Below are 21346 nucleotides of genomic sequence, written 5' to 3'. Positions count from 1 at the left end.
CAGGAGAGAACCATGGATCTTGAACTCAGCCGCCGCACCGCCCTCGTGCTCGGTGCTTCGGGCGGCCTTGGCCGGGCCATCGCGGAAAGCCTCGCCGCCGAAGGCGCCAATGTCATTCTCGGCGGCCGTTCCGCCGAACGGCTGGAGCCGGTGCGCTCGGCCATTGCGGCGTCCGCGTCGGGCCGCATCTCCACGCTCGTTACGGACCTTGCCGATCCGGTGGCCGTGGAGCAGGCGATCGCCGAGCTGCAGGCCGGCGACAGGCCGGACATCCTCGTGCTCAACGGTGGCGGCCCCGCGCCGGGCGCTATGGCCGCGCTGGATGCGGACAGCCTCGTCCCGCAGTTCCGCGCCATGGTCGAGGCGCCGATCCGCATCGCCACGGCCCTTCTGCCGCATATGCGCGAGCAGCGCTTCGGCCGCATTCTCGTGCTCCTGTCTTCCGGCGTCGTGCAGCCGATCCCCAATCTCGGCCTGTCGAACACGCTGCGCCTTTCCCTCGTCGGCTGGGCGAAGACGCTCGCCGCCGAAGTGGCCGCCGACGGCGTGACGGTCAACGGCCTCATCCCCGGCCGCATCCACACCGACCGCGTCGACCAACTGGATGCCGCCGCCGCCAAGCGGACCGGCAAGACGGCGGAGGAGGTCGCCGCGGCTTCCCGCGCGACGATCCCGATGGGACGTTACGGCGCGCCGCGCGAGTTCGCCGATGCGGCGTGCTTCCTCTGCTCGGGGCGTGCGGGCTACATCACCGGCACGAGCCTGCGCGTCGACGGCGGCATGCTGCGCAACATCTGAGGCAGAAAACCATGAGCGACTATGTCATCGACCCGCCCCCGGTGGTGAGCCTGCCCGTTGCCGGCTCCACGGCGCGCTTTCCCGTGCGGCGCATCTTCTGCGTCGGGCGCAACTATGCCGACCATGCCCGCGAAATGGGCCACGACCCGGACCGCGAGCCGCCCTTCTTCTTCGACAAGCCGGCGGACGCCCTGATCGTGGGAGAAGCGGACATCCCCTATCCGAGCTGCACCGGGCAGTTGGAGCACGAAGCGGAGCTGGTGGCAGCGCTCGGCAGCGGCGGCCGCAATATCGATGCGGCCGCCGCGCTGGACCGCGTGTGGGGTTATGCGATCGGCAACGACCTCACCCGGCGCGACATCCAGGCCGAGGCCAAGAAGCTCGGTCGCCCCTGGACGATGGCCAAGGGGTTCGACGGCTCCGCCGTTTGCGGCCCTATCCACCCTGTTGCGCGCATCGGTCATCCGGCGAGCGGAGACATCCGTCTGCACGTCAATGGAACGCTGCGCCAGTCCGGCGATATTTTACAGATGATCTGGGCCCTGCCGGAGATCATCGCCGCGCTTTCCCGCCTGGTCGAACTGAAGGCCGGCGATCTCGTCTATACGGGAACGCCATCCGGAGTGGGGCGCCTCGTTCCGGGAGACGTCGTGGAAATCGCGATCGCGGGGCTCGGCGGGCTGCGCAATCGGGTTGTAGCGTGACACGGCCGAGCAGCGCGTGAAGGCGTTGGGCCATTGATAGGCCCACATCGTTTCGACCGTCTCGCGCTTCGCCAGCGCTGGCTTGGTGTTCATGGTCGTCCAACTCTCCTCGATACCCGTCCCCTGCAGGTGTCTCCCTGTAACGGTGCCCCTCATCCAAGGCGCGGGCGGCGCAATTTCCGATCAGGGGAGCAATCCAGCAAAAATCAGGAGCTCATCTTTCGTCGCGGCACATCCGTCGGGTAAAATCGGTCCCGCACCCTTATGGAGATGATTTTTTGAGGCCTGATAAAATGCGTTCCGTTCTTTCTTCCGCTCTTATTTGTATCGCCGCCACTTCGGCATTTGCCCAGGCACCGGAACCTGTTTCGGACGATATGCCGCTCAATCGGTGCGAGGAGTTCCTGAAGGGAATCGATATTCTCAAGCCCGGTGAAGGCTTCGCCGTAAGGGAAATACCGGATGGCTGCATCGTTTCGAACAGCGTCTATCAGGCCATGAGCATGATGGGTTGGAAGACGGACCGGCTCGTCATCGAACTCGACCGATTGCAGGACTATTTATCCGACGCGCCCGACCTGAGCGGCAGTCCGCCGCAATGGGGACGCATCGTGGTCGATGGCGCTCGCCTGGCGCTGCAAACCAGCAGCAAGATGTCGAACTATATCAGTTCCGTCCAGCAATGGCCGCTGGATTTCGCTGCGTCCTATCGCTTCAATGCACAGACTGGCTACCTACACATACAGAATGCGGAGATCAGCAGCACCAAACTCGGCAAGGCTTCCTTCTCGGCTGAAATCAATGTGCCGGTCGGCTCGTCGGTTGCCACGCTCGCAGCCAATCCTACGGCAACGCTCACGCATCTGCGCTTGCGCCTGGATAATCAGGGCCTGTGGGAAAGTGTGGCCCTGCCAACCCTCGCCAATTATGCAGCACAACCGTCTGAAACCGGCGAGAGCGATCCGGAAGTCGATATCGCGCGTCTGCGCGATATCGCGGGAAAAGCCGTGGAGGCGCTGCCGGACAGCCAGATCGATGCCGGCTCCAGGAAAGCGCTGCTTCGTTTCGTGCAGGATATGCCAAACCCGACCGGCTTCTTCACGATGGATGTCCATTTCGACACGCCGCTGCCTCTTGAGTTTGGCGATCTGGAGCCGCAGAGGCTTGCGCAGCGTGCGCTTGCCGGCACGACAATGAGCGTCAGCTATACCGCCCGCTGATCGACACGCGGTGAAGCAAAAAATGTGGTTGAGAAGGCGCTCACCGGCGGTTTACCAAATCCCTGCAGTATGACCTTGTTTTGAAGCGGGGAGTGGGGAATTGGCTGCTCTGGTCGTCCAGATATGAGCTACGAAAGCGTTATCGCACTTCTGAATCCGGCAATGTCTGCAATATACTGCATGTCATTGCTCGTGCTGTGGCGGCGTCAGCGCCAGCTCGACTACATCGCCATTTTTGCTCTTGCATATGCGGTGAGGGTTTTGTGCTTTGGCGCACTCTATTTCGCCTTTTCCGAGCAGGCACCAGTTTTGCGGCAGGTTGCGAATGCGCTGATCCTGTTGTCGATGATGCTGCTGTCCATCGCGCTTTCCCGGCGTTATGCGCAAACGCCCTGGTACGGCGCGTTGACTCTCATCGGGGCGGTGACGCTTGCCGTGCTGTACTTCTTCCTGTTCGTAGAGCCGAACCTGCAGGCCAGGGCTGTCATTCTCAATTGGGGAGCAGCGGCGATTTGCCTTTTGATGCTGGTCGATGTTGCCAGGCGGCCTGCGCGGACGCCGGTCGAGCAGCTGCTTTTTGGCCTCGTTTCTGTTTCCTGCCTGATTTTTCTTTCACGGCCTTTTGCGTTCCAGATTCCCGGCATTGCGAGCCTGGAGGTTGAGAGCACATACTGGCTGATCGTGTCGATTTCGGATGCACTCATTTGCTCCACGTTGGGGGTCGCGATTTTCGCGATCATCGCTGTCGACGTCATGGATGGAATTCGGGCTGAGGCGGAGACCGATGCGTTGTCCGGGCTGTTCAATCGTCGAGGTTTTGAACTTCGCGCGCGTGATGCGCTTGCGCGGCAAACGACCCAGACGAAGGTCGCGCTGATCCTCGGCGATCTGGACCATTTTAAGGTCATCAACGACCGGTTCGGGCATGGAAGTGGCGATCGGGTTATCCAGTCCTTCGCCAAGACCCTCAAAGCGAAAGCTCCCGAGGGAGCGATCATCGGGCGCCATGGCGGCGAGGAGTTCGTGATACTGCTCCCGTCGGTGCAAGCCGCCGCCGCGCATGATTTCGCCGAGACCGTTCGGTCCAGTTTCAAGGACGGGGCGCTTGACATGCTCCCGGACGGGCATGGCGCGACGTCGAGTTTCGGAGTTGCCATTGCGGCAACTGGCGAGGATCTGGTCGATCTATTGAACCGCGCCGATCGAGCGCTGTACCGAGCGAAGGCGGAAGGACGGGACTGCGTCCGGCTCGCTTGAAGGTGACCGCGCGCCGGACGGCTTCGACCTCTATCTGCATGGCTTCGTCGTCATCGATGAAGGCCAGGAAGGACGGTCCCCCGGATCACGCCGGGGACCGAAAAAGCCGTGATCGGCGTGGAGGCGAGGATTTCGGTGCTGGAGATTGTCCGCCTCGGCGAGTACACCGACGAAACCCCGCTCGACCTGTTGTCGAATGGACCGTCTCGAATGCAGGAAACGACAGATGCCACCCGACATCAGGCTACCGGAAAACGCCCTGGCTGCTTTGGCGACGGACTTTCTACTCTCCCATGGCCTCAATGCGCCACAGGCCCATTGTCTGGCGGGGATTCTCGTGGCCGCCCAGCGCGATGGCAGCTTGTCTCACGGCCTGCAGCGCTTGCCGGGAACGCTGGACACGATGATGCATCCGCGTTTCAACAAGCATGCCGATCCCGCCCCGGAGAGCGTTTCTCCGGCGGTCGTTCGGATCGATGCTCAATTCGGCTTTTCGTGCCTGGCTGCCGAAAGAGGGATCGAGGCCTTGATCGAAAAGGCTGGCAAGATCGGGCTTGGTTTGCTTGCCGTCACGAACGGATTCCATTCGACAGCCTTGTGGCCGCTGGTCGAGCGGGTCGCCGAGGCCGGTCTCGTCGGCCTCTCGATGAACCCCACCCACGCCTGGGTCGCGCCGGCAGGCGGAACGAAAGGGCTGTTGGGCACCAATCCGCTAGCCTTCGCCTGGCCGCGAAAGGGCAGGCCGCCTTATGTTTTCGATTTCGCGACCTCTGCCGCGTCCCGTGCCGATATTGCCATGCACCGCAACGCCGGCAAGGAGATTCCCGATAGCTGGGGTGTGAACGTACAGGGTGAGCCCACGACCGATCCGGCCGAGGTTCTGGCGGGGGCGATGCTTCCCTTCGGCGGTCACAAGGGATCGGCAATCGCGACCATGATTGAGCTGATGGCCGGTCCCCTGATCGGTGATCGCACGAGCCGCCAATCGCAGCATTTCGATCAGGGTGCCAATGCCGCGCCGTGTCATGGTGAGCTGCTGCTGGCCTTTTCGCCGGATATCATCGGCGGCGCTGCCGCTGATGAAGGCGCGGAATCCCTGTTTTCCGGCTTTTCCGACCAGAATGCGCACCTGCCGGGCGATCGGCGTTATCGCATGCGAGAGGCGAGCGACCGGGAAGGCATCGCGGTTTCCGCGGTCCTTCTTGAACGTATCCGCGACTTGATCGAGAAGTGAACGATCGCGGTTGGTGCATCGTATCGAATGACAGCCCCCGTTCGCAGCAGGATGCGCGATCTTGTGCCGACTTTGATGCAAGGCGTGCCAGCCATGGAAGCCGATATCGAACGCAGGATCGAAATGGTATTCGACAGCCGCACCGAAACGGGGACGGTGCAGGCGGTTCGCTGATTGATCGATGAGGATCAGCCGAACAGCGTGGCAACAGTTGCCATGGCTGTGTGGATGGCTCGCTCCGCCGCAACGGGATCGTCCGGCAGCTCCAGTTCCGCCAACTCGATTCCCGCGATTTGCGATGCCGGGATCGTGGCGAGAATGGCCTGCAACTCGTCGGGCAAAAAGCCGCCTTCAATTCGATAGGCTGCAGGAACAAAGCCGGGTTCAAGGACATCCCAGTCGATGTGGATCCAGATCGGATCGCTCCCGATCCGTCGGGCGATATCCGCGCCGATGGCCTCGGTGGGCGAAACGACCTGTATCCCCGCCGTTTGAAGCAGGGTGGCCTCCGAAGGATCGATATCGCGCGCTCCGATCAGGAGCGTGCGTTCGGGCGTCACACCGCCACCATGCCCGGTGTTCCAGATGCCGCTCGCCCCTGAGAGAGCCATTCCACCGAGATAGCCGGATGCCGTCGTTTCAGGGGTGTTGAAATCGCCATGCGCGTCGATCCAGAGCACCGCAAGGTTATCGAGCTGGCGCGTCGCGGCCGGCAGCGTCGCCAGGCTCGCCGAGCACGTGTTCGCAATAACGAGCGGCAGCCGCTTGGCCGACAGGCTCTGCTCGACGGCATGAGCAAGCTCATGCAGCGTCTGTTCTGCCCCTTCAAGGGCCCGGTCCCAATTGTCGATGCACGGCGGCGCCGGGTTGCCGAGCGTCGTCATCGGCAATGCGTGTCTATGGGAGAGAGCATGGGCAAGCGCCGCCGCGCCCGGTATCGCCCCGCTGGTGCGGTCGCCGATCCTGCCTTGGGAGAGTATGATTTCGATAGGTCGAAGCATTACCGTCGCTATATTTTGAAGAATATAATGAATCATCGACGCGGCGATTTGCCCCGGCTTGTCAATCGGAAAATGCCTCTTTCCCTTCACTCTTCGACAGGCAGCCGAGCTGGCATGCATGATTTCGCCGATACCTGTCGTTTTCTCACGGCACCCCTAACCCGCGTCGGTGTGCTTGGAGCCATGTGAAGGCTTGAAATCGACGGCAGGACATTACGGGCGAGGGGATGACGATGCATTATCAGGAGTTCAGGCTGTGCGATCCGGCGGTAATCGCGTGCATCATTGGGCGTTGGCCATTTGCTGCGACCATAGTCAACGGTTCTGAACGGCCGGTTGTCCTCCCTGCGCCGCTTACCCTGCCTAAGGTTCCTGAAGATGATAAGGGGTTCGGCTCCGTAGAATTCCATCTCGCCAAGGCCAATCCCGTTATGACAAGCATCGGTGACAGCGTGCCGGGCACGTTCGATGTGCAGGAACCTTCAGCGCATATTTCTCTGGCCTGATACAAGGGACGGTTTCCGGCCGAGGATTCCGACCGGAGCCGGACGGCCCCGACAGGGGACTACCTCACCCTGACGATGCGTGGACATCTCGTCGTCCTCTCAGACGTGGAACTTGCCGCACATCTTTCCGATCTCGTCGGTGTGACCGAAGGGGTGGCAGGTTGGCAGATTGCGGAGATCGATCGCGGGTTCTTCGCCGGTTTGCGAGACCATATCGTCGGATTCCGGATGCATATCGAAAGCTTCGATTGCATTGCAAAATTCAGCCAGGACAAGGGTGAGGCCGATATCGCTGGCGTTATTGCCGGCTTGCGGGCGCTGAACCGCGGACAGGACCGTGCGGTCGCCGACCTTATCGGAGATCCCGCAGCGATCGCCGGGTGAGGGCGCACACGCCCACCTCCTGCCCGTCGCGATGATCCTCGGCGCGCTCCTTTTGGCGATGGCCGACATCGTCGGACGCAGCCTGATCACCTCTAGCGAACTCCCAGACGGCCTCGTCGTCGCCCCGCTCGTCACGCTCCTCCTGCGGCCGCGATCAGCGCGCGGGCATCAAACAGGTGAGCTTTGCGGACCGGGAGCCTGGATGCACCGCGTTCAGGCGTTGTGCCGCGGCCTCAGATGAGAGCGTGCGCGCAGAGCTGGTATCTTGATCATCAGGCTCATGGCGGTCACTCCTTGTTTCGGGCTGATGAGCGAGCCTATTGTTGCGGCCACGCCGCGAACTCCGATCCTTGCCCTCAAATCGCAATGGACTGCGCAAAAGCAGATTGGTCTCTGCATCTTCATCGAAACCGCATGCCGAGCCGAGGCAAGGATAGGCGACGATGCTTTGCGCCGAACTGAAATGGACCTGGGCAGGCATCCATCCTCACGACACGCGGGGTCTTGCAATTGGTTTGTATGTCATCTATTTAGTTTGTATGCAAACTAAATAGGCCGATGCGATGTCATCGAACCCGATGCTTCCCCTTTCCAGCCGCCGCCTCGGCACGCTCGTCAGTCTGGTCTCGCGCCAATGGCGCAAAGCCGTCGATGCGCGGCTTCAGGCGTTCGGCCTTTCGGAGGCGACATGGCTGCCGCTGTTGCGGCTGGCGCAGGCAGGCAGACCCATGCGACAGAAGGATCTGGCCGCCGTGCTGACGCTCGATACGTCCTCGGTCGTCCGCATCCTCGCCAATCTGGATGCGGCCGGCCTGATCGAGCAGCATCCCGATGAGGAGGACCGGCGGGCCAAGGCGATCGCCATCACCACGGCGGGCAGGGCGCTGGTGCGGCAGGTGGAAAGCGTGTCGCAAGGCATCGAGGACGAGGTCCTTGCCGGTATCACGCAGACCGATCTGGCGATCTCCCGCCACGTTCTCGAACAGGTCTGCGGACAGCTGCTGACCATGAACGAAAGCGATAGAAAATCATGACGATCCTGTCCGGCCGGTCGGAGGCCGTGGCGCCTGCCGCGCCCGTTCGCACGCCTTTATGGCTGCTGGCGCTGATCACGCTCAGCGGCACGCTTGCCATGCATATCTTCGTGCCGGCGCTTCCATTGGCGGCCAGGTCCCTGGGCGCGACGACCCATGCCACGCAGTTGACGCTCAGCACCTATATTGCCGGCCTTGCCGTCGGGCAGCTTGTCTATGGGCCGGTATCAGACCGCTATGGCCGCCGGCCGGTGCTGGTCGCCGGCATGCTGGTCTATACGGCGGCGAGCCTTGCGGCCTTCTTTGCGCCAACCGTCGAGGTGCTGATCGTCGCGCGCCTGTTCCAGGCGCTCGGGGGTTGTTCGGGCCTCGTGCTCGGTCGGGCGCTCGTGCGTGACGGTGCGTCCGGTGCCGAGGCCGCCCGCAAACTCTCGCTGATGAACCTGATGACGATGGCCGGCCCCGGGCTTTCGCCGCTGATCGGAAGCGCGCTTGCCGAGACGGCGGGCTGGCGGTCGATCTTCGTCGCGCTCACCTTGCTGGGCCTCGCCAATCTCGCGCTCATCCACGCGCTGCTTCGCGATCGCCCGACGGCCGGCGGAAAGGACGTGCGGCAGGTCATGCGCAATTATCTGGCGCTGCTGCGTTCGCGGGCCTTTCTCGGCTATACGATCGGCGGAGGCTGCGCCACCACCGCGCTTTATGCCTATATCGGCGCGGCGCCCTTCATCTTCGTCAACCAGCTTCACCGGCCGACCTACGAGGTCGGCGTCTATCTGGCGATCAATGTCGCCGGCATATGGTTCGGAAGCCTTGCTGCAAGCCGCGCCGTCTCACGCATGCCGACCGCGCGCCTGATGATCCTCGGCAATCTGATAAGCTGCATCGCCGCGACCCTGTTTCTCGCCGCCGCCCTTTCGGGCTGGCTGAATGTAGCGCTCGCGGTGGTGCCCATGCTGGTCTTCAGCTTCGGCGCGGGGCTCGCGTCCCCGGCGGCGTTGACGGAGGCGCTCGGCGTCAACCCGCAGGCCGCCGGATCCGCTTCGGGACTTTACGGCTCCGCGCAGATGGCGATCGGTGCCGCCTGCACGGCGCTTGGCGGCGTTGGCGGCAATCCGATGCTTGCTGCCGGCTCGGTCCTGTTCGGCGCGGGCATCGTCGCGCAGATCTCTTTCTGGCTCGCCAATCGGGCACGCGCCTGACGGGCGGGCCGCCACGAAAAGACCTGCGCCCCACGGCGTGGGACGCATGCCCTTCGAGGATCATCCCTGACTGGGTTTTTCCCAGAGGTTGAGGCTCTGGCCGATCCCCTTGGCCTTGGCGTTCTGGAGCAGATCGAAGCCCCAGCTGATATCGAAGACGGCCATGCCGCAGGCGATGAAGATCACGCGTTCCCTGCTGTTCTCCCGACCGGGCTTCTCGCCGTTGACGACATCGCCGAGGCCCGTCGAATCCTTCAGCGTCGGCAACTTGCCGGCATCGATGAGGCGGAAGAACGGGCCGCCGATGACGCCGCCGTAATAGGCATCCTTGTTGCCGGAGGCGATGGCGTCCTCGACATAGGCTTCCTGCAGGGATGTATGGTCGTAGACGATCCTGGCGCTGGTCAGGAAGGATTCGTCCGTGTTGAACGGGCCGGAGACGAGGATCGTCGCGCCTTCCTTGATCCACTCGTCCTTGAAGAACAGGGGTTTCAGGCGGGAGGCTGCGACGGTGATCACGTCCGCGCCGCGGAAGCCGGCCTCGGTATCGTCGACGCCGACGGCTTCGACCCCGTATTCCGCCGCCGCCCAGTTCGCGAACTCCTTCGCCTTGTCGAGGAAGAGGTCGAAACAGACGACCTTCCTGACCGCGCCGAGCTGGGTCATGATCGCGGTGAAGCAGGCCTTGTTGATGGGGCCGCAGCCGACGACCGAGACAACCTCGGCGTCCTTGTTGGCGAGATGCTTTGCGGCGACGCCCGGCACGCCACCGGTGCGCGCTGCGCTCAAGAGGTTGGCCGACATCAGGGCCAGCGGCGCGCCGGTGTCCTTGTCGTTGAGCATCATGGTCAGGATCGAGCGCGGCAGGCCCTTTTCCATGTTGGCGTGGTTCGAGCCGTACCACTTGTTGCCGCAGACGTCGAAGCGACCGCCGAGATAGCCGGGCATGGCGGCAAAGCGCCGGTCGGGACCGGCGACCGGCATGTTCGGGAACGTCGTCTCCTTCGGAAAGACGATGTTGAGGCCGTGGCTGTTGTGGTTGGCGCCGCCCATCAGGTAGTCGCCCTTGCCGAGCAGGCTGAAGGTCTCCTCGCACACCTCGACGCAGCGCCCGGCGTCCAGCACGCCGGCGGCGATCATGTCGGGTTCCGAGAGATAGGTGAAATCGATCCTGGGATACATGGAAACAACCTTTTCTTGAGATTTAGAACCGGAGGAGGGGCTTGATGTCGTAGAGGCGGCAGCCGGGGCTTGCGGCATTGGCGCGCATCAGGAAGTTCAGCTTCTCTATGCGCTCGCCCGAGCGCGGTGCGCCGTTCTTCTGGAAGGGCACTTCGAGGCCGACGGAAAAATCCATCACCACATCGTCGACCATGCCGCCGGAACGGCCGGAGGGGACGGAGAACATGCCGTGCTCGCTGGCGAAACGGTGGGCGTCCATCGCCTCGGTGATCGTGCCGACCTGGTTGGGCTTGAGGATGAAGCCGTCGACGGCCCGCGACTCATGGGCGCGTTTCAGGAGAGCAGGGCTGGTGACGGTGAGGTCGTCGCCGAGAACGATGGTGCGGGTCAGCTCCCGAACCGCCTTGCTATAGCCGTCCCAGTCGTTCTCATCGAGGAGATCCTCGATGAAGACCATATTGAACTTTTCCGTCAGGCCCTTGGCATAGGCGATCAGCTCGTCGCTGGTGACCTGCTTGCCTTTCAGCAGATAGGTGCGGGCCTCCTTGTCGTACATCTCGCTCGAGGCGCAATCGAGCGCGAAGGCGATGCGGCCGGTATAGCCGCAGGCGTCGATGGCCTCCTGCATCAGGGCAAGAATGACCTCCGGGTCGTCTGAGGGCGCGGCATAGCCGTAGGAGCTCGCGACCTGCGGCTTGTGGCCGAGATGTTTCGTCAGGACTTCGGCGAGTTTCTGGAACACCGTCACGGCCATCTCGACGGCGAAGTCGATGCTGTCGGTGCCGTAGGGGACGATCAGGAATTCGTTGAAGGCCTGCGTCAGCGTCTCGTAGCGTCCGCCGTTGACGATGTTGAAACAGGGCACCGGAACAGTGCGGATGTCGCGGCCGGCAATGTGCCTGTAGAGCGGCATGCGGCGCGAGTCGGCCGCCGCGCGGAAGGCGGCGATGGAGGCGGAATAGATGGTGTTGCCGCCGAGATTGTGCTTGTCCGGCGTGCCGTCGAGCGTGATCATCCTCATATCGATGGCGCGCTGGTCGAAGACGTTCATGCCGACGAGGGCTGGGCCGATGATATCGATGGCATATTCGACCGCCTTGTGGACGCTGAGGCCGTTGTAGCTGGACCGGTCTCCGTCGCGCAGGATGAAGGCCTCGTGCATGCCGACCGAGGTGCCGGTGGGGGCAGCCCCGCGCCCGACGGCGCCGCTCTCCGTACGAATCTCGACCTCTACGGCCGGGCGGCACTTGCAGTCGATGATCTGCTGGGCACGGACGGATGTAATCTTGTCTTCCATGGTCATTTGCCCTTCTCGAGCGCCGGGACGTAGAGGATGTTGAGGTCGCAGAGGTTGGTGCCGGTATTGCCGGTGAAGACCGCGGAGCCGATGGCGTCGAGCGCCTCGAAGCAGCTGTGCTCGCGCAGCGCCTGGTAGAGGCTGATGCCCTTGCCGGTTGCCGCCTTGAGGCTGGTGGAATCGGTGATGCCGCCGGCGACCTTCGCCGTGCCGTCGGTGCCTTCGCTGTCGATGGAGAGCAGGCACGCACCTTTCGTCTTGGCGGCCGTGATGGCGAAGCTGACCGTCATCTCCTGGCCGGGGCCGCCATGGCCCTTGATGGTGGAATTGTCGAGAATCTGCGTCGTGACCTCGCCCGAGCTGAGCAGCACGCAGGGCGCCTTGACCGGATTGCCGTAGGTCTGGATCTCGCGCGCCATCGAGGCGAGGAAGGTGCCCGCATCGCGGCTTTCGCCTTCGAGGAAGGAGGTGAGGATGACGGCGGGAATGCCCATCTCCGCGCAGGCTTCCTTGGCGTAGACGCAGGAATCCGGCAGCGTGTTGAGCAGGAAATAGGTGTTGTCCGGAAAGGCCTTCGGCGTTTCCTTGTCCGGCCCCGCATTCATCAGGTAGTCGACCACGCTTTTCGGCAGGCGATCGGCGACGTCGTAATTGACGATGGTCGCCCGCGCGTCGTCCAGCGTCGTGGCGTCGGGGCCGATGGGCGTGCTCTTGTAGGCGGCATAGGGGACGGCGATATCGCCCGTCGCCGGCGAGCCGACCGCATCGGAAATGCCGAAGCCGATCAGCTCCGCGCCAACGTCCTGAATGCGTTTGGCGAGCATGCCGCCGTTCAGCGCCGAAATGTGCCGGCGCACGGCGTTGATCTCGACGATGCCGGCGCCGGACTTCAGCAGCACGTCCGTCGTGTCGATCTCGTCCTGGAGGGAAATGCCGTCGATGGGGCAGGACATCAGTGCCGAGCTGCCGCCGCTGATGACGGCGATGAAAAGATCGTCCGGCCCCGCCTGATCGACGATCTCGATCATCTTCCTCGAAGCCCGGAAACCCTCTTCGTTCGGCAGCGGATGGCCGCCGACATGGACTTCCGTCTTGTTGAAACGGTCGGTCTCCTCGTGGATCTTCACGATGGCGATGCCGCGTGTCAGGCGGTCGCCGAGAACGTGATCCACCGCCATTGCCATGTGGTTGCAGGCCTTGCCGGCGCCGAACAGGTAGATGTTCCGCTTCTTCGACAGATCCCAGGATCGCGTGCCGATGGTGAGTATATCGCCGTCCATCCGCATGATGGAGCGGATGCGGTGGTAGCTGTCGAGCCGCTCCAGCGTGCGATCCGCGATTTCGAGCACGATCCGCCGTGACTGGACGTCACCCTGTGCGAGCAATGCTTCTGAGTTCCTGATTTTGTTCATCTTTTACACTCGGCGATGCGTATTCCGGGAGGGGCGGGACGGCGGTCGCTCATCTGCCTGCGCATAGCCAATGGCCGAAAAACAATTGATTGTCAAACAATCAATTGACAGTAGGTTTAACCATCGATAATCGATTGCCGTGTGAATGGAGCGCTTCTCCATTCGATGGAAGGGCCGTGTGCCAGGAGCCGAAGGGAACGAACGAAGAGGGTTTCCGGCCGGCAGTCGCGGCCCGATCGCTATGAACGCCGCGTGCGCATGCGGGCGCCGTGCGCGGCAAACAGATCAATTGCCCGTATCCTCAGGAGGGTGAAATGAAAGCATATATTCGACTGGCCGCTGGCGTCCTGCTTTCGTGCGGGCTCGCGCATGCAGCGCGCGCGGATATCCTGGTCGGCGTGGCAGGACCCATCACCGGCCCGAACGCCGTGTTCGGCCTTCAATTGCAGAAGGGCGCCGAGCAGGCTGCCGCGGACATCAACGCGGCGGGCGGCATCGATGGCGAGCAGATCAAGATCGTACTCGGCGATGATGCCTCGGATGCCAAGCAGGGCGTTTCCGTCGCCAACAAGTTCGTCGCCGACGGCGTGCAATACGTCATCGGGCACTACAATTCCGGCGTCTCGATCCCCGCATCGGAGGTCTATGCGGAAAACGGCATGCTGAACATCACGCCGGCCTCCACCAACCCGGTCTATACCGAGCGCGGCCTGTGGAACACCTTCCGCGCCAACGGTCGCGACGACCAGCAGGGCGAGATCGCGGCGAAGTATATCCTGGAGAACTTCAAGGACGGCAAGATCGCAATCGTCCATGACAAGCAGCCCTATGGCCAGGGCCTTGCCGAGGAAACCAAGAAGGCGCTGAACGCGGCCGGCATCACGGAAGTGCTCCTTGAGGGCATCACGCCCGGCGAGAAGGATTATTCGGCGCTCATCTCGAAGATGAAGGCGGCCGGAACCACGTTCATCTACTATGGCGGCTATCACACCGAAGCCGGCCTGATCAAAAGGCAGATGAAGGATCTCGGCCTCGACGCGAAGATGATGGCGGGCGACGGCGTCAATTCGAACGAACTGGCCTCTATCGCCGGCGACGCCGTCGACGGCATCCTCATGACCTTCGCGTCCGATCCGCGCAAGAATCCCGCCGGCAAGGAGATCGTCGACAAGTTCCGCGCGGCGGGCTTCGAGCCGGAAGGCTATACCCTCTATTCCTACGCCTCCCTGCAGGTCATCGCGCAGGCCATCGGGAAGAGCAAGTCGAAGGACTCGGCCACGCTCGCCGAATTCATCAAGGCGAACGGGCCGTTCTCCACCGTCATCGGCGATCTCGGCTTCGACGCCAAGGGCGATCTCACCCGGCCGGAATTCGTCATCTACGAATGGAAGAAGGGAGACGACGGCAACTACGCCCCGGTCGAAATCGGCGGCTGATCTTCCGGCGGCTCCCTTCGGGGAGCCGTTCCTCTCCCGTCAGGGCCTTGAATCCAAAATTGTTTCTTGTTCGACAATCTGGTCCCGATTTGGTATTGCATCGGTCATGGATACGAGCTCGATTTTCACCGTCAAGAAGGTGCAGAAGCGCACCACCGAGGCCCAGGCGGCTGACAGGCTGCGCGATGCGATCCTGTCTGGAGACATCCCGCTGGGCGCCCGGCTTACCGAGATCCAGATGGCCGAGCAGGTGGGCGTTTCGCGCGGAACGATCAGGACCGCCTTCCATCAGCTCGTTCAGGAGGGCCTGCTTGTCCAGGTGCCCTATACCGGATGGACGGTCATGACATTGAGCGCCCATGACGCTTGGGAGCTTTATACGCTTCGGGCAAGCCTCGAGGCGCTGGCGAGCCGTCTGGTCGCGCAGCGGGTGAGGAATGAGCCCGCGGCGGATGGACCTTCCACCGCGATCACCTCCGCGTTCGCGCGTTTGAAGGCAGCCTGTTCGAAGGGGAACAAGAGGATCATCGCGCAGGAAGACATGAACCTGCACAAGGCCATCGTGACCCTGTCCAACCACCGGCGCCTGATCGAGCAATATTCGCTGATCGAGCATCAGGTGCGTATCTATATCCAGTCCAGCGACGCTCTGGTGCTCGACCCGGACGAGATCGTCGGCCAGCACGATCCCATCGTCCGGGCGCTTCTGCAAGGCGAAGAGGATGCCGCCGTCGCATTTGCTGCCCGTCACAACGAGCTGGAAGGTGCGATCCTCGTGGAGCACCTGCAGAAGCTCGATCAGGCATGAGCCCGGCCGCCTGAAGTCTCCGCGCAAACCATCGGTACCTCGCGCGGCGGACGGCCGGCAAGCTTCACGAGCGGGAGCCGTTCATGAAGCGACGATGGCGATCGCCTTATCACTCGGCGATAAGGCTCTCCATGAGACTCTTGAGATCCGCTGCTACAGCGAAGCTGTTGTCTTGGTGTTGGCGTTTGCAGAAGAGTTCGCAGCTCCACCAGCCCGTATAGCCCGTCGATTTCACCGCATCGACCCACTCCTGCAGGTTGAGAACGCCTTGGCCGGTCGGCACATCGCGAAGCACCGGCTCGTCAGGAATGCCGCCGGTGAAAGGCAGGGAGTCGCAAAGATGCACGCCATAGATCAGTTCCTTGTCCAGCCGCGAAATATGCTCCGGTGTGTCGCCGGACGTGTAGGAATGCCAGAAGTCGATGACGAGCCGCACATTGTCCCGCTTGCAGCGATCTAGAATCCGGAGCTGCGCTTCAAAGTTGTTAAGAGGTGTCCAGGAGAGCGCTTCGAGGTAGACGAGCAGCCCATGGGCGGCAGCGATATCCGCGACCGCCCGGAGATTGGCCGCCGTCAATTCAGTCTGTTCCGCCGTCGGCAGGTCGATGAGGCCGCGATAGAGGCCCGGATAGCGCTCCGCAGCCCCCGCCTCGAAAACCCTGATGTCGAGTGGGCCGGTGATGGCTTCAATGCCCTTCGCGCCGGCGGCGCAGGCGAGGGCGCAGAGTGCTTCCGCCTCGTGCAGCATCTGCGTTCGACCTTCGCCCTGTCGCTCGAGATCGGTCAGAAAACCGATGCCGGGGAGGGCGAGGCCGCCAAGCCGCTCCTTCAGTTCCTCTTTGCTGAAGCCGGCGTCGAGGAATGCTGCGATTTTCGCGCCAGAGGTTTCGAGACCGTCGAAACCCCGGCTCTTGGCGATTTCGATGTCGATGGCGAGCGTGTTCGGCTTGGAGGCCATCGAATGGTAGATGAGCTGGTTTTGGGTGCGGGGCATGATTTGACCTCCTCGGACTGATGTCATGTGCCGGCTATGAGAGCCGGGTGTCTGTTTTGGGCGGTGCGCACGGCTTCGGCGGCGCGAAGGGCAATCACGTTGTCTTCTCCGAGCGCCATCCATGTCGCCGGTTTCTGGGGAAGGGTGAGAAAAGCCTCAACCGTGGTGAGGTGCTGGTCGCGGTCGCGCACCGGGATGAGTTCGCTCCGGCCGTTCAGCCGTCGCACGAGCGTGCCGGATCCTCGTCCGCTGAGCGTTCCGTTGGCGATGAGCGTGCCGCGATCACCGGCAAGCATCACGACGCTCTCGAATTCGGCCGTGGTGAAACTCTCGTAGGACTGGAAGATCGCACCGCCGGAGAGGCGCATCGCATAGGCCCGCTGGTCGCAGGCGGCGAGTGCCGAGACAGTGGCGGGCTCCTGGCCGGTGAGGAAGCGCGCGAGATCGATGCTGTCTATGGTGTGGTCGAAAAGCGCTTCCTTCCGGTCCACCGTCTCCTCGGCATGGCGGTTGGGCGGTGGCTGGAAAGGTGCGCCGCGGACGATGAGGACGGATTGCAGCGCGCCGATTTCGCCTTCCTGTGCCAACCGGCGCATTGTCTGGTGGGGTGAGAGGGCGCGCAGCGGCTGATTGAGCGCGAGTATGATGCCCGCCTTCCGGCACGCATCGGCGAGTTGATCGGCGATGCGGCAGTTTCTGGCGATCGGCCCGTCGCAAAGCACATGCCGGCCTGCGTTCGCCGCGGCGAGGATGTAATGCTTTCGGCGTTCCCGGGCGGCGCTGACATAGGCAAAGCCGACGCACGGATCCTCCAGCGCTCGCCGTGCATCGACGGCGATGCCGGGGATTTCCATGTCGTTTGAAAAGTGCGCGGCATATTGCCGGTTGCGGCTGACGACCCACAGCGGCTGATGGCCGGCGGCGCGGATCGCCGCAACCATGTGCTCGGTTGCGATCGTGCCGGTGCCCATGACCGACCACCCAAATTCCTGCCTGGAATGCACCCCGGCTCCTCCTCGTCCTTCATCTGAAGATTGATCGCGCAGGCCGCGCGCCACAACTTCGCAGATGATTGAAGTCATTAGCGATGTGAAGTAAGGATAGCGTCATAATGCGTCAGGTATCGGGGCTTTAATGGAACATCTTGGTCGGGACGGTGCCGCCTTGGCGGCCAACCTCAGAACGCTCTGCGAGCAGCATGGATCGGTCGCGGCGGTGTGCCGCAAGATCAACGTCAACCGGCAGCAGTTCAACAAGTACCTGTCCGGCGCCCATGTACCGTCGACCGCGAATCTTCGGATCATCGCGAATTACTTCGGCCTCAGCGTGCCGATGCTTTTCACCGATCCGGAGGAGTTCCGCACGCTCGTCGAAGGCAACTTCTTCCACGCGATGGCGACGGCCCGCCAGTTGCCGGAATTCTCCCGCTTCGTCTCGGACATGATCGTCGAGAACAACAGCGTCGATCACGATGACATCGTCGGTGTCTATGATCGCTACCAGTTCTCCTCGATCTACAAGGGCTTCGTGCTGCGTTCCGCTTTCTGCATCTACCGCAACAAGGAATTCCTCCAGCACTATTACGTCGAGCGCTTCCCGAGCTTCGACAATCCGAAGAAGACGGAATATGTCTTCAAATACTATGGCTTCTGCTTCCCTGTTGCAGATCGTCTCTTCACGGCGGATTTCGAGGGCATCCAATCGAACGAACTGACTTTCGGCGTCTATGCGCAGGTCAAGCGCAATGCCAAGAAGTTCATGTTCGGCATTTCCAGCGGTATTGCCGCGACGGTCTTTCGCCAGCCTTATTCGACGAAGGTGGCGCTGCACTATCGCGGCCCCGGGCTCCTGCGGCGCGATCACCTGAAAGACCTCACGGTTCTCGACCGCAACGACCCCGCAATCCCGCGCGAGGCGCTACAATACCTTGGAGACGGCTCGGACATGATCCAGATGAGCTGACGGCCCCTCCGCGTCAGGGATGCAGTTCGACGGCGAGCCATACGCTGTCGGTATCCGCATAGTAGCGGTGCCAGGGATAGGTCCACTGGTTCTCGCCCGTCACCCGGCAGAAGGGATCGTGCGAATAGCCGATCGGCATCACGACGTCTTCATAAAGCGTCGCGGCGTCACGCGTCTTGAACTTCTGCATGCGCCCAAGCCCGTGGATCTGGGTGTGCGTTTCCAGGAACGGGTGCTCGTTGTGGATGAAGCAGTCGGTATCGCCCGGCGACCACCAGAGATTGAGCTTCAGCGTGAAAACCTGCGGCGTTTCCGCTCTTGCGCGCTCGTTGGTAAAGACGCGCGGGTCGAGGGTCACCGTGCCGATCTCGTCCTGCGCCGAGATGTAGAGGGGCGTATCGCGCGGAAAGCTGCGGATGCGGTTGCCGAGCCAGTCCCAGCCGCGGAACATGCAGCCGCCGAGATTGGTGGGGTTGACGACCTTGATGATCGCCGCCCGCTCGGCCGAGCGGATGCGGCCCCCCTTCAGCCAGGTGGATTTCCAGGCCGGCACGATGGCAGGATGCTCGTCGCCCGTCACCATCGGGGAGGGGCTGATATTGACCACGACGGCGTCCGCCACGTCGTAGTCGGCCACGTTCTCAACCAGCGTTGCGGAAATGAAATCGTCCGCGAAGGCCAAATCTCTGCTTAGGTTCTGCACGGCGGCGTCCCTGTTGTATGAAAGTGCTCCGAGCAAGCCATAGCGCGCGCTTCGGAAAAAGTGCGCGCCGCAATTAATTTGTTCGCGTGATGACGCGATACCAGCTTCACTTTGCGAATGATGCTTCTCTCAGGGCCGTTTTCCGTTCGCCGTTCCGCCGTGGCGCGGAGTGCCGAAAATCGGCCGCCGCGACCGTGATGTCGCCGGCACAAACACGATCCATGAAGCAGAGCTGCTTTGGAAGTGCGTCATCTCGCGTCAGTGTTTCGATGGCTGCGAACTTGCGGGCGCACCTCGCTCCGCCGAAGAATAGGCCCATCGCTGGAAACCGTACCTGGAGACGGTCTTCTGCTTACCACAGAACAAGATTTCAGAGGGTCGATCACATGAAACTGACAGGTGGCCAAGTCGTCGCGAAAGCGTTGAAGGAATACGGCGTCGAATATGTGGCGGGCGTGCCGGGCCATGGCATCTGGTCGCTGTTCGACGCCTTCCTGCAGGAAGGCTCGGAAATCCCGTTCATCCAGGTGATGCACGAGCAGAGCGCGGTTCATATGGCCGACGGTTATTACCGCGCCTCCGGCAAGCCCATGGCCTGCTCGACCTCGGTCGGTCCGGGCGCTGCCAACACCATCATCGGCCTTGCGACGGCCTATTGCGACTCCACCTCGCTCTTCTACGTCTCCGGCTCGCCCCAGACCTACATGCATGGCCACGGCACCATGCAGGAGCTGGAGCGCCAGCAGGACAACGCCTTCCCGCGCATCACCGAGCAGGTGACCAAGCGCGCCTGGCAGGCCAATTCGGTGCAGGTCCTCCCAAGCATCATGCATCGCGCCTTCAGCGAACTGCTGACGGGCCGCCCGGGTCCGGTTCATGTCGAGGTCCCGATGGACGTCCAGGTCGAGGCAGCGGATGTCACGATCCATCCGCTCGGCAAGCGCCTGCCGGTCGGCGTCGCCTATCCGGATCCGAAGGCCGTCGAAGCGGCGCTGAAGGTTCTTCTTGCCGCCGAGCGCCCGGTCATTGTCGCCGGCGGCGGCGCGATCACGGCGAACGCCTCGGCTGAACTGACGCGCCTTGCCGAAAAGCTTGGCGCCGCCGTTTCGATCACCTGGAACGGCAAGGGCGCCGTTTCGGAAGATCATGCGCTGTTCATCGGCGCCGTCGGCCAGACCGGTACGACCTGCGGCAACAAGATCACCGCCTCGGCCGATGTCGTCGTCTCGGTCGGCTGCCGCTTCACCGACTGGTCGGCCTCGTCCTATGCCAAGGGTGTCTCCTTCTCGATCCCCTCGGCCAAGCTGATCCATATCGACCTCGATCCGCGCGAGATCGGCAAGAACTACGAGACCGAGGTCGGCATCGTCGCCGATGCCAAGGTGACGCTGGAGGCGCTGCTCTCGCTGATCTCGGATACGGACTCGCAGAAGATGCTCGCCCGCCGCGAACCGTTCCTCGCCGATGTGCAGAAGGCCAAGGCCGATTGGCGCGCCCAGGTCGAGCCGCGCGAGAACAGCCGCGAGACGCCCTTCACCTCGCAGCGTCCGCTGGTGGCGCTGCGCAAGGTGCTCGATCGCGACGGCATCGTCGTCGTCGGTTCCGGCAACACGCAGGGCTCGGTCAAGCAGAGCTTCCCGGTCTACGAGCCGCGCACGCACCTGACCTCCGGTTCCTATTCGCCGATGGGCTGGGCGGTGCCGGCGGCTATGGGCGCCAAGCTCGCCTGCCCGGACCGGCAGGTCGTGGCCATCGTCGGCGACGGCGACTTCATGATGTCGCTGCCCGAGATGGGTACGGCGGTCATGAATGGCATCAATGTCGTCTTCCTGGTGCTGAACAACCAGGGCTACATGTCGATCCGTGGCGGCATGCGCAAGTTCATGGGCCGCCATATCGCCTCCGAGTTCAATCATCACGCCGGCAACGGTGCGCCCTATTCGGCCGATATCGCCGCTTCCGCCAAGGCCTTCGGGCTTCAGGCCTGGAAGGTCGAGAAGGACGAGGATCTCGAGAGCACCCTGAAGGCGGCACTCGAATGCGGCGGCCCGGCCCTCGTCGAGGTCATTGTCTCGCGTGACGCCGCCGGCCCGTTCGCCACCGGCTGGTGGGACTTCCCGTCGCCGGCTTACTACGAGAAGGAGCAGGCGGCCTACGCCGAGATGCGCGCCCGCGAACAGCACCTCTGATCGAAACCTCGGGGGAGGCGCTG

At 62.8% G+C, this 21346-nt stretch carries 19 protein-coding genes and 1 pseudogene; 13 read left to right on the top strand and 7 right to left on the bottom strand.

What is annotated here, in order from left to right:
* The first annotated feature begins 12 nt into the window (after nucleotides 1–12).
* The 5 genes from ACZ48C_RS21385 (at nucleotide 13) to ACZ48C_RS21365 (ending at nucleotide 5213) form a co-directional block, all read left to right on the top strand.
* Nucleotides 13–798 (top strand): SDR family oxidoreductase, encoded by a 786-nt coding sequence (locus ACZ48C_RS21385; protein WP_464782889.1) that lies wholly within the window; start codon nucleotides 13–15, stop codon nucleotides 796–798.
* Between the two features lie 11 nt (nucleotides 799–809).
* Nucleotides 810–1502 carry a fumarylacetoacetate hydrolase family protein gene (locus tag ACZ48C_RS21380; RefSeq protein WP_464782888.1) on the top strand — a complete coding sequence of 231 codons (693 nt, stop codon included), beginning with the start codon at nucleotides 810–812 and terminating at the stop codon, nucleotides 1500–1502.
* 293 nt (nucleotides 1503–1795) lie between these two features.
* Nucleotides 1796–2722 (top strand): hypothetical protein, encoded by a 927-nt coding sequence (locus tag ACZ48C_RS21375; RefSeq protein WP_464782887.1) that lies wholly within the window; start codon nucleotides 1796–1798, stop codon nucleotides 2720–2722.
* Between the two features lie 123 nt (nucleotides 2723–2845).
* Entirely contained in the window at nucleotides 2846–3979 is a 1134-nt protein-coding gene (locus ACZ48C_RS21370; RefSeq protein ID WP_119255040.1) for a GGDEF domain-containing protein, read from the top strand.
* Nucleotides 3980–4205: 226 nt separating this feature from the next.
* Nucleotides 4206–5213: an Ldh family oxidoreductase gene (locus tag ACZ48C_RS21365; RefSeq protein ID WP_464782886.1), complete on the top strand. Its 1008-nt coding sequence runs from the start codon at nucleotides 4206–4208 to the stop codon at nucleotides 5211–5213.
* A 188-nt stretch (nucleotides 5214–5401) separates the two neighbouring features.
* Here ACZ48C_RS21365 and ACZ48C_RS21360 read toward each other — a convergent pair whose 3' ends face one another.
* Nucleotides 5402–6334, bottom strand: coding sequence for an arginase family protein (locus ACZ48C_RS21360; RefSeq protein WP_464782885.1), 933 nt, complete (start codon nucleotides 6332–6334; stop codon nucleotides 5402–5404).
* A gap of 107 nt (nucleotides 6335–6441) precedes the next feature.
* Here ACZ48C_RS21360 and ACZ48C_RS21355 point away from each other — a divergent pair.
* The 4 genes and pseudogenes from ACZ48C_RS21355 (at nucleotide 6442) to ACZ48C_RS21340 (ending at nucleotide 9340) form a co-directional block, all read left to right on the top strand.
* Nucleotides 6442–7104: pseudogene (locus ACZ48C_RS21355) on the top strand (FMN-binding negative transcriptional regulator).
* A 31-nt stretch (nucleotides 7105–7135) separates the two neighbouring features.
* The gene (locus ACZ48C_RS21350; protein ID WP_464782884.1) at nucleotides 7136–7345 is read left to right on the top strand and encodes a hypothetical protein; all 210 of its coding nucleotides are present in this window, start codon (nucleotides 7136–7138) and stop codon (nucleotides 7343–7345) included.
* A 322-nt stretch (nucleotides 7346–7667) separates the two neighbouring features.
* Nucleotides 7668–8138, top strand: coding sequence for a MarR family winged helix-turn-helix transcriptional regulator (locus ACZ48C_RS21345; RefSeq protein ID WP_464782883.1), 471 nt, complete (start codon nucleotides 7668–7670; stop codon nucleotides 8136–8138).
* Nucleotides 8135–9340 carry a multidrug effflux MFS transporter gene (locus tag ACZ48C_RS21340; RefSeq protein ID WP_464782882.1) on the top strand — a complete coding sequence of 402 codons (1206 nt, stop codon included), beginning with the start codon at nucleotides 8135–8137 and terminating at the stop codon, nucleotides 9338–9340. Before ACZ48C_RS21345 ends, ACZ48C_RS21340 begins: the two co-directional genes overlap by 4 nt.
* A gap of 60 nt (nucleotides 9341–9400) precedes the next feature.
* Here ACZ48C_RS21340 and ACZ48C_RS21335 read toward each other — a convergent pair whose 3' ends face one another.
* Genes ACZ48C_RS21335 through ACZ48C_RS21325 form a run of 3 tightly spaced genes read right to left on the bottom strand, consistent with a single transcriptional unit; the run spans nucleotide 9401 to nucleotide 13231 of the window.
* Nucleotides 9401–10522 carry a tyramine oxidase subunit B gene (locus tag ACZ48C_RS21335; protein ID WP_464782881.1) on the bottom strand — a complete coding sequence of 374 codons (1122 nt, stop codon included), beginning with the start codon at nucleotides 10520–10522 and terminating at the stop codon, nucleotides 9401–9403.
* A 22-nt stretch (nucleotides 10523–10544) separates the two neighbouring features.
* Nucleotides 10545–11819, bottom strand: a complete 1275-nt coding sequence (gene eno, locus ACZ48C_RS21330; RefSeq protein WP_464783970.1) for a phosphopyruvate hydratase — start codon at nucleotides 11817–11819, stop codon at nucleotides 10545–10547.
* Between the two features lie 2 nt (nucleotides 11820–11821).
* Nucleotides 11822–13231 carry a glycerate kinase type-2 family protein gene (locus tag ACZ48C_RS21325; RefSeq protein WP_464782880.1) on the bottom strand — a complete coding sequence of 470 codons (1410 nt, stop codon included), beginning with the start codon at nucleotides 13229–13231 and terminating at the stop codon, nucleotides 11822–11824.
* A 314-nt stretch (nucleotides 13232–13545) separates the two neighbouring features.
* Between ACZ48C_RS21325 and ACZ48C_RS21320 the strand changes: the two genes are divergently transcribed.
* Entirely contained in the window at nucleotides 13546–14667 is a 1122-nt protein-coding gene (locus ACZ48C_RS21320) for a branched-chain amino acid ABC transporter substrate-binding protein (protein WP_318912815.1), read from the top strand.
* A gap of 106 nt (nucleotides 14668–14773) precedes the next feature.
* Nucleotides 14774–15475, top strand: coding sequence for a GntR family transcriptional regulator (locus tag ACZ48C_RS21315; protein ID WP_464782879.1), 702 nt, complete (start codon nucleotides 14774–14776; stop codon nucleotides 15473–15475).
* Nucleotides 15476–15584: 109 nt separating this feature from the next.
* Here ACZ48C_RS21315 and ACZ48C_RS21310 read toward each other — a convergent pair whose 3' ends face one another.
* Nucleotides 15585–16469 (bottom strand): sugar phosphate isomerase/epimerase family protein, encoded by an 885-nt coding sequence (locus ACZ48C_RS21310; RefSeq protein ID WP_464782878.1) that lies wholly within the window; start codon nucleotides 16467–16469, stop codon nucleotides 15585–15587.
* 23 nt (nucleotides 16470–16492) lie between these two features.
* Nucleotides 16493–17440 (bottom strand): Gfo/Idh/MocA family protein, encoded by a 948-nt coding sequence (locus ACZ48C_RS21305; protein ID WP_464782877.1) that lies wholly within the window; start codon nucleotides 17438–17440, stop codon nucleotides 16493–16495.
* 163 nt (nucleotides 17441–17603) lie between these two features.
* Here ACZ48C_RS21305 and ACZ48C_RS21300 point away from each other — a divergent pair, with 163 nt between their 5' ends.
* The gene (locus ACZ48C_RS21300; RefSeq protein WP_119255026.1) at nucleotides 17604–18431 is read left to right on the top strand and encodes a helix-turn-helix transcriptional regulator; all 828 of its coding nucleotides are present in this window, start codon (nucleotides 17604–17606) and stop codon (nucleotides 18429–18431) included.
* Nucleotides 18432–18444: 13 nt separating this feature from the next.
* On the opposite strand, the gene ACZ48C_RS21295 is transcribed toward ACZ48C_RS21300, so the two are convergent.
* Nucleotides 18445–19068: a hypothetical protein gene (locus tag ACZ48C_RS21295; protein ID WP_464782876.1), complete on the bottom strand. Its 624-nt coding sequence runs from the start codon at nucleotides 19066–19068 to the stop codon at nucleotides 18445–18447.
* A gap of 452 nt (nucleotides 19069–19520) precedes the next feature.
* On the opposite strand from ACZ48C_RS21295, the gene ACZ48C_RS21290 reads away from it, so the two are divergent.
* The gene (locus ACZ48C_RS21290; RefSeq protein ID WP_464782875.1) at nucleotides 19521–21323 is read left to right on the top strand and encodes a thiamine pyrophosphate-binding protein; all 1803 of its coding nucleotides are present in this window, start codon (nucleotides 19521–19523) and stop codon (nucleotides 21321–21323) included.
* The last annotated feature ends 23 nt before the right edge of the window (nucleotides 21324–21346 follow it).

The sequence above is a fragment of the Shinella sp. 1A1 genome, assembly GCF_055379515.1.
The sequence above is the reverse complement of the archived record's forward strand: the minus strand, read 5'-3'. Positions and strand labels throughout refer to the sequence as shown.

What these genes read in the sequence shown, in the direction of transcription:
- ACZ48C_RS21305 (WP_464782877.1), bottom strand. Translation starts at nt 17,440, where the DNA reads ATGGGCACCGGCACGATCGCAACCGAGCACATGGTTGCGGCGATCCGC.
- ACZ48C_RS21315 (WP_464782879.1), top strand. Translation starts at nt 14,774, where the DNA reads ATGGATACGAGCTCGATTTTCACCGTCAAGAAGGTGCAGAAGCGCACC.
- ACZ48C_RS21380 (WP_464782888.1), top strand. Translation starts at nt 810, where the DNA reads ATGAGCGACTATGTCATCGACCCGCCCCCGGTGGTGAGCCTGCCCGTT.
- ACZ48C_RS21385 (WP_464782889.1), top strand. Translation starts at nt 13, where the DNA reads ATGGATCTTGAACTCAGCCGCCGCACCGCCCTCGTGCTCGGTGCTTCG.
- ACZ48C_RS21325 (WP_464782880.1), bottom strand. Translation starts at nt 13,231, where the DNA reads ATGAACAAAATCAGGAACTCAGAAGCATTGCTCGCACAGGGTGACGTC.
- ACZ48C_RS21290 (WP_464782875.1), top strand. Translation starts at nt 19,521, where the DNA reads ATGAAACTGACAGGTGGCCAAGTCGTCGCGAAAGCGTTGAAGGAATAC.
- ACZ48C_RS21320 (WP_318912815.1), top strand. Translation starts at nt 13,546, where the DNA reads ATGAAAGCATATATTCGACTGGCCGCTGGCGTCCTGCTTTCGTGCGGG.
- eno (WP_464783970.1), bottom strand. Translation starts at nt 11,819, where the DNA reads ATGGAAGACAAGATTACATCCGTCCGTGCCCAGCAGATCATCGACTGC.
- ACZ48C_RS21310 (WP_464782878.1), bottom strand. Translation starts at nt 16,469, where the DNA reads ATGCCCCGCACCCAAAACCAGCTCATCTACCATTCGATGGCCTCCAAG.
- ACZ48C_RS21365 (WP_464782886.1), top strand. Translation starts at nt 4,206, where the DNA reads ATGCCACCCGACATCAGGCTACCGGAAAACGCCCTGGCTGCTTTGGCG.
- ACZ48C_RS21375 (WP_464782887.1), top strand. Translation starts at nt 1,796, where the DNA reads ATGCGTTCCGTTCTTTCTTCCGCTCTTATTTGTATCGCCGCCACTTCG.
- ACZ48C_RS21300 (WP_119255026.1), top strand. Translation starts at nt 17,604, where the DNA reads ATGGAACATCTTGGTCGGGACGGTGCCGCCTTGGCGGCCAACCTCAGA.
- ACZ48C_RS21360 (WP_464782885.1), bottom strand. Translation starts at nt 6,334, where the DNA reads ATGCATGCCAGCTCGGCTGCCTGTCGAAGAGTGAAGGGAAAGAGGCAT.
- ACZ48C_RS21345 (WP_464782883.1), top strand. Translation starts at nt 7,668, where the DNA reads ATGTCATCGAACCCGATGCTTCCCCTTTCCAGCCGCCGCCTCGGCACG.
- ACZ48C_RS21370 (WP_119255040.1), top strand. Translation starts at nt 2,846, where the DNA reads ATGAGCTACGAAAGCGTTATCGCACTTCTGAATCCGGCAATGTCTGCA.
- ACZ48C_RS21335 (WP_464782881.1), bottom strand. Translation starts at nt 10,522, where the DNA reads ATGTATCCCAGGATCGATTTCACCTATCTCTCGGAACCCGACATGATC.
- ACZ48C_RS21340 (WP_464782882.1), top strand. Translation starts at nt 8,135, where the DNA reads ATGACGATCCTGTCCGGCCGGTCGGAGGCCGTGGCGCCTGCCGCGCCC.
- ACZ48C_RS21350 (WP_464782884.1), top strand. Translation starts at nt 7,136, where the DNA reads ATGATCCTCGGCGCGCTCCTTTTGGCGATGGCCGACATCGTCGGACGC.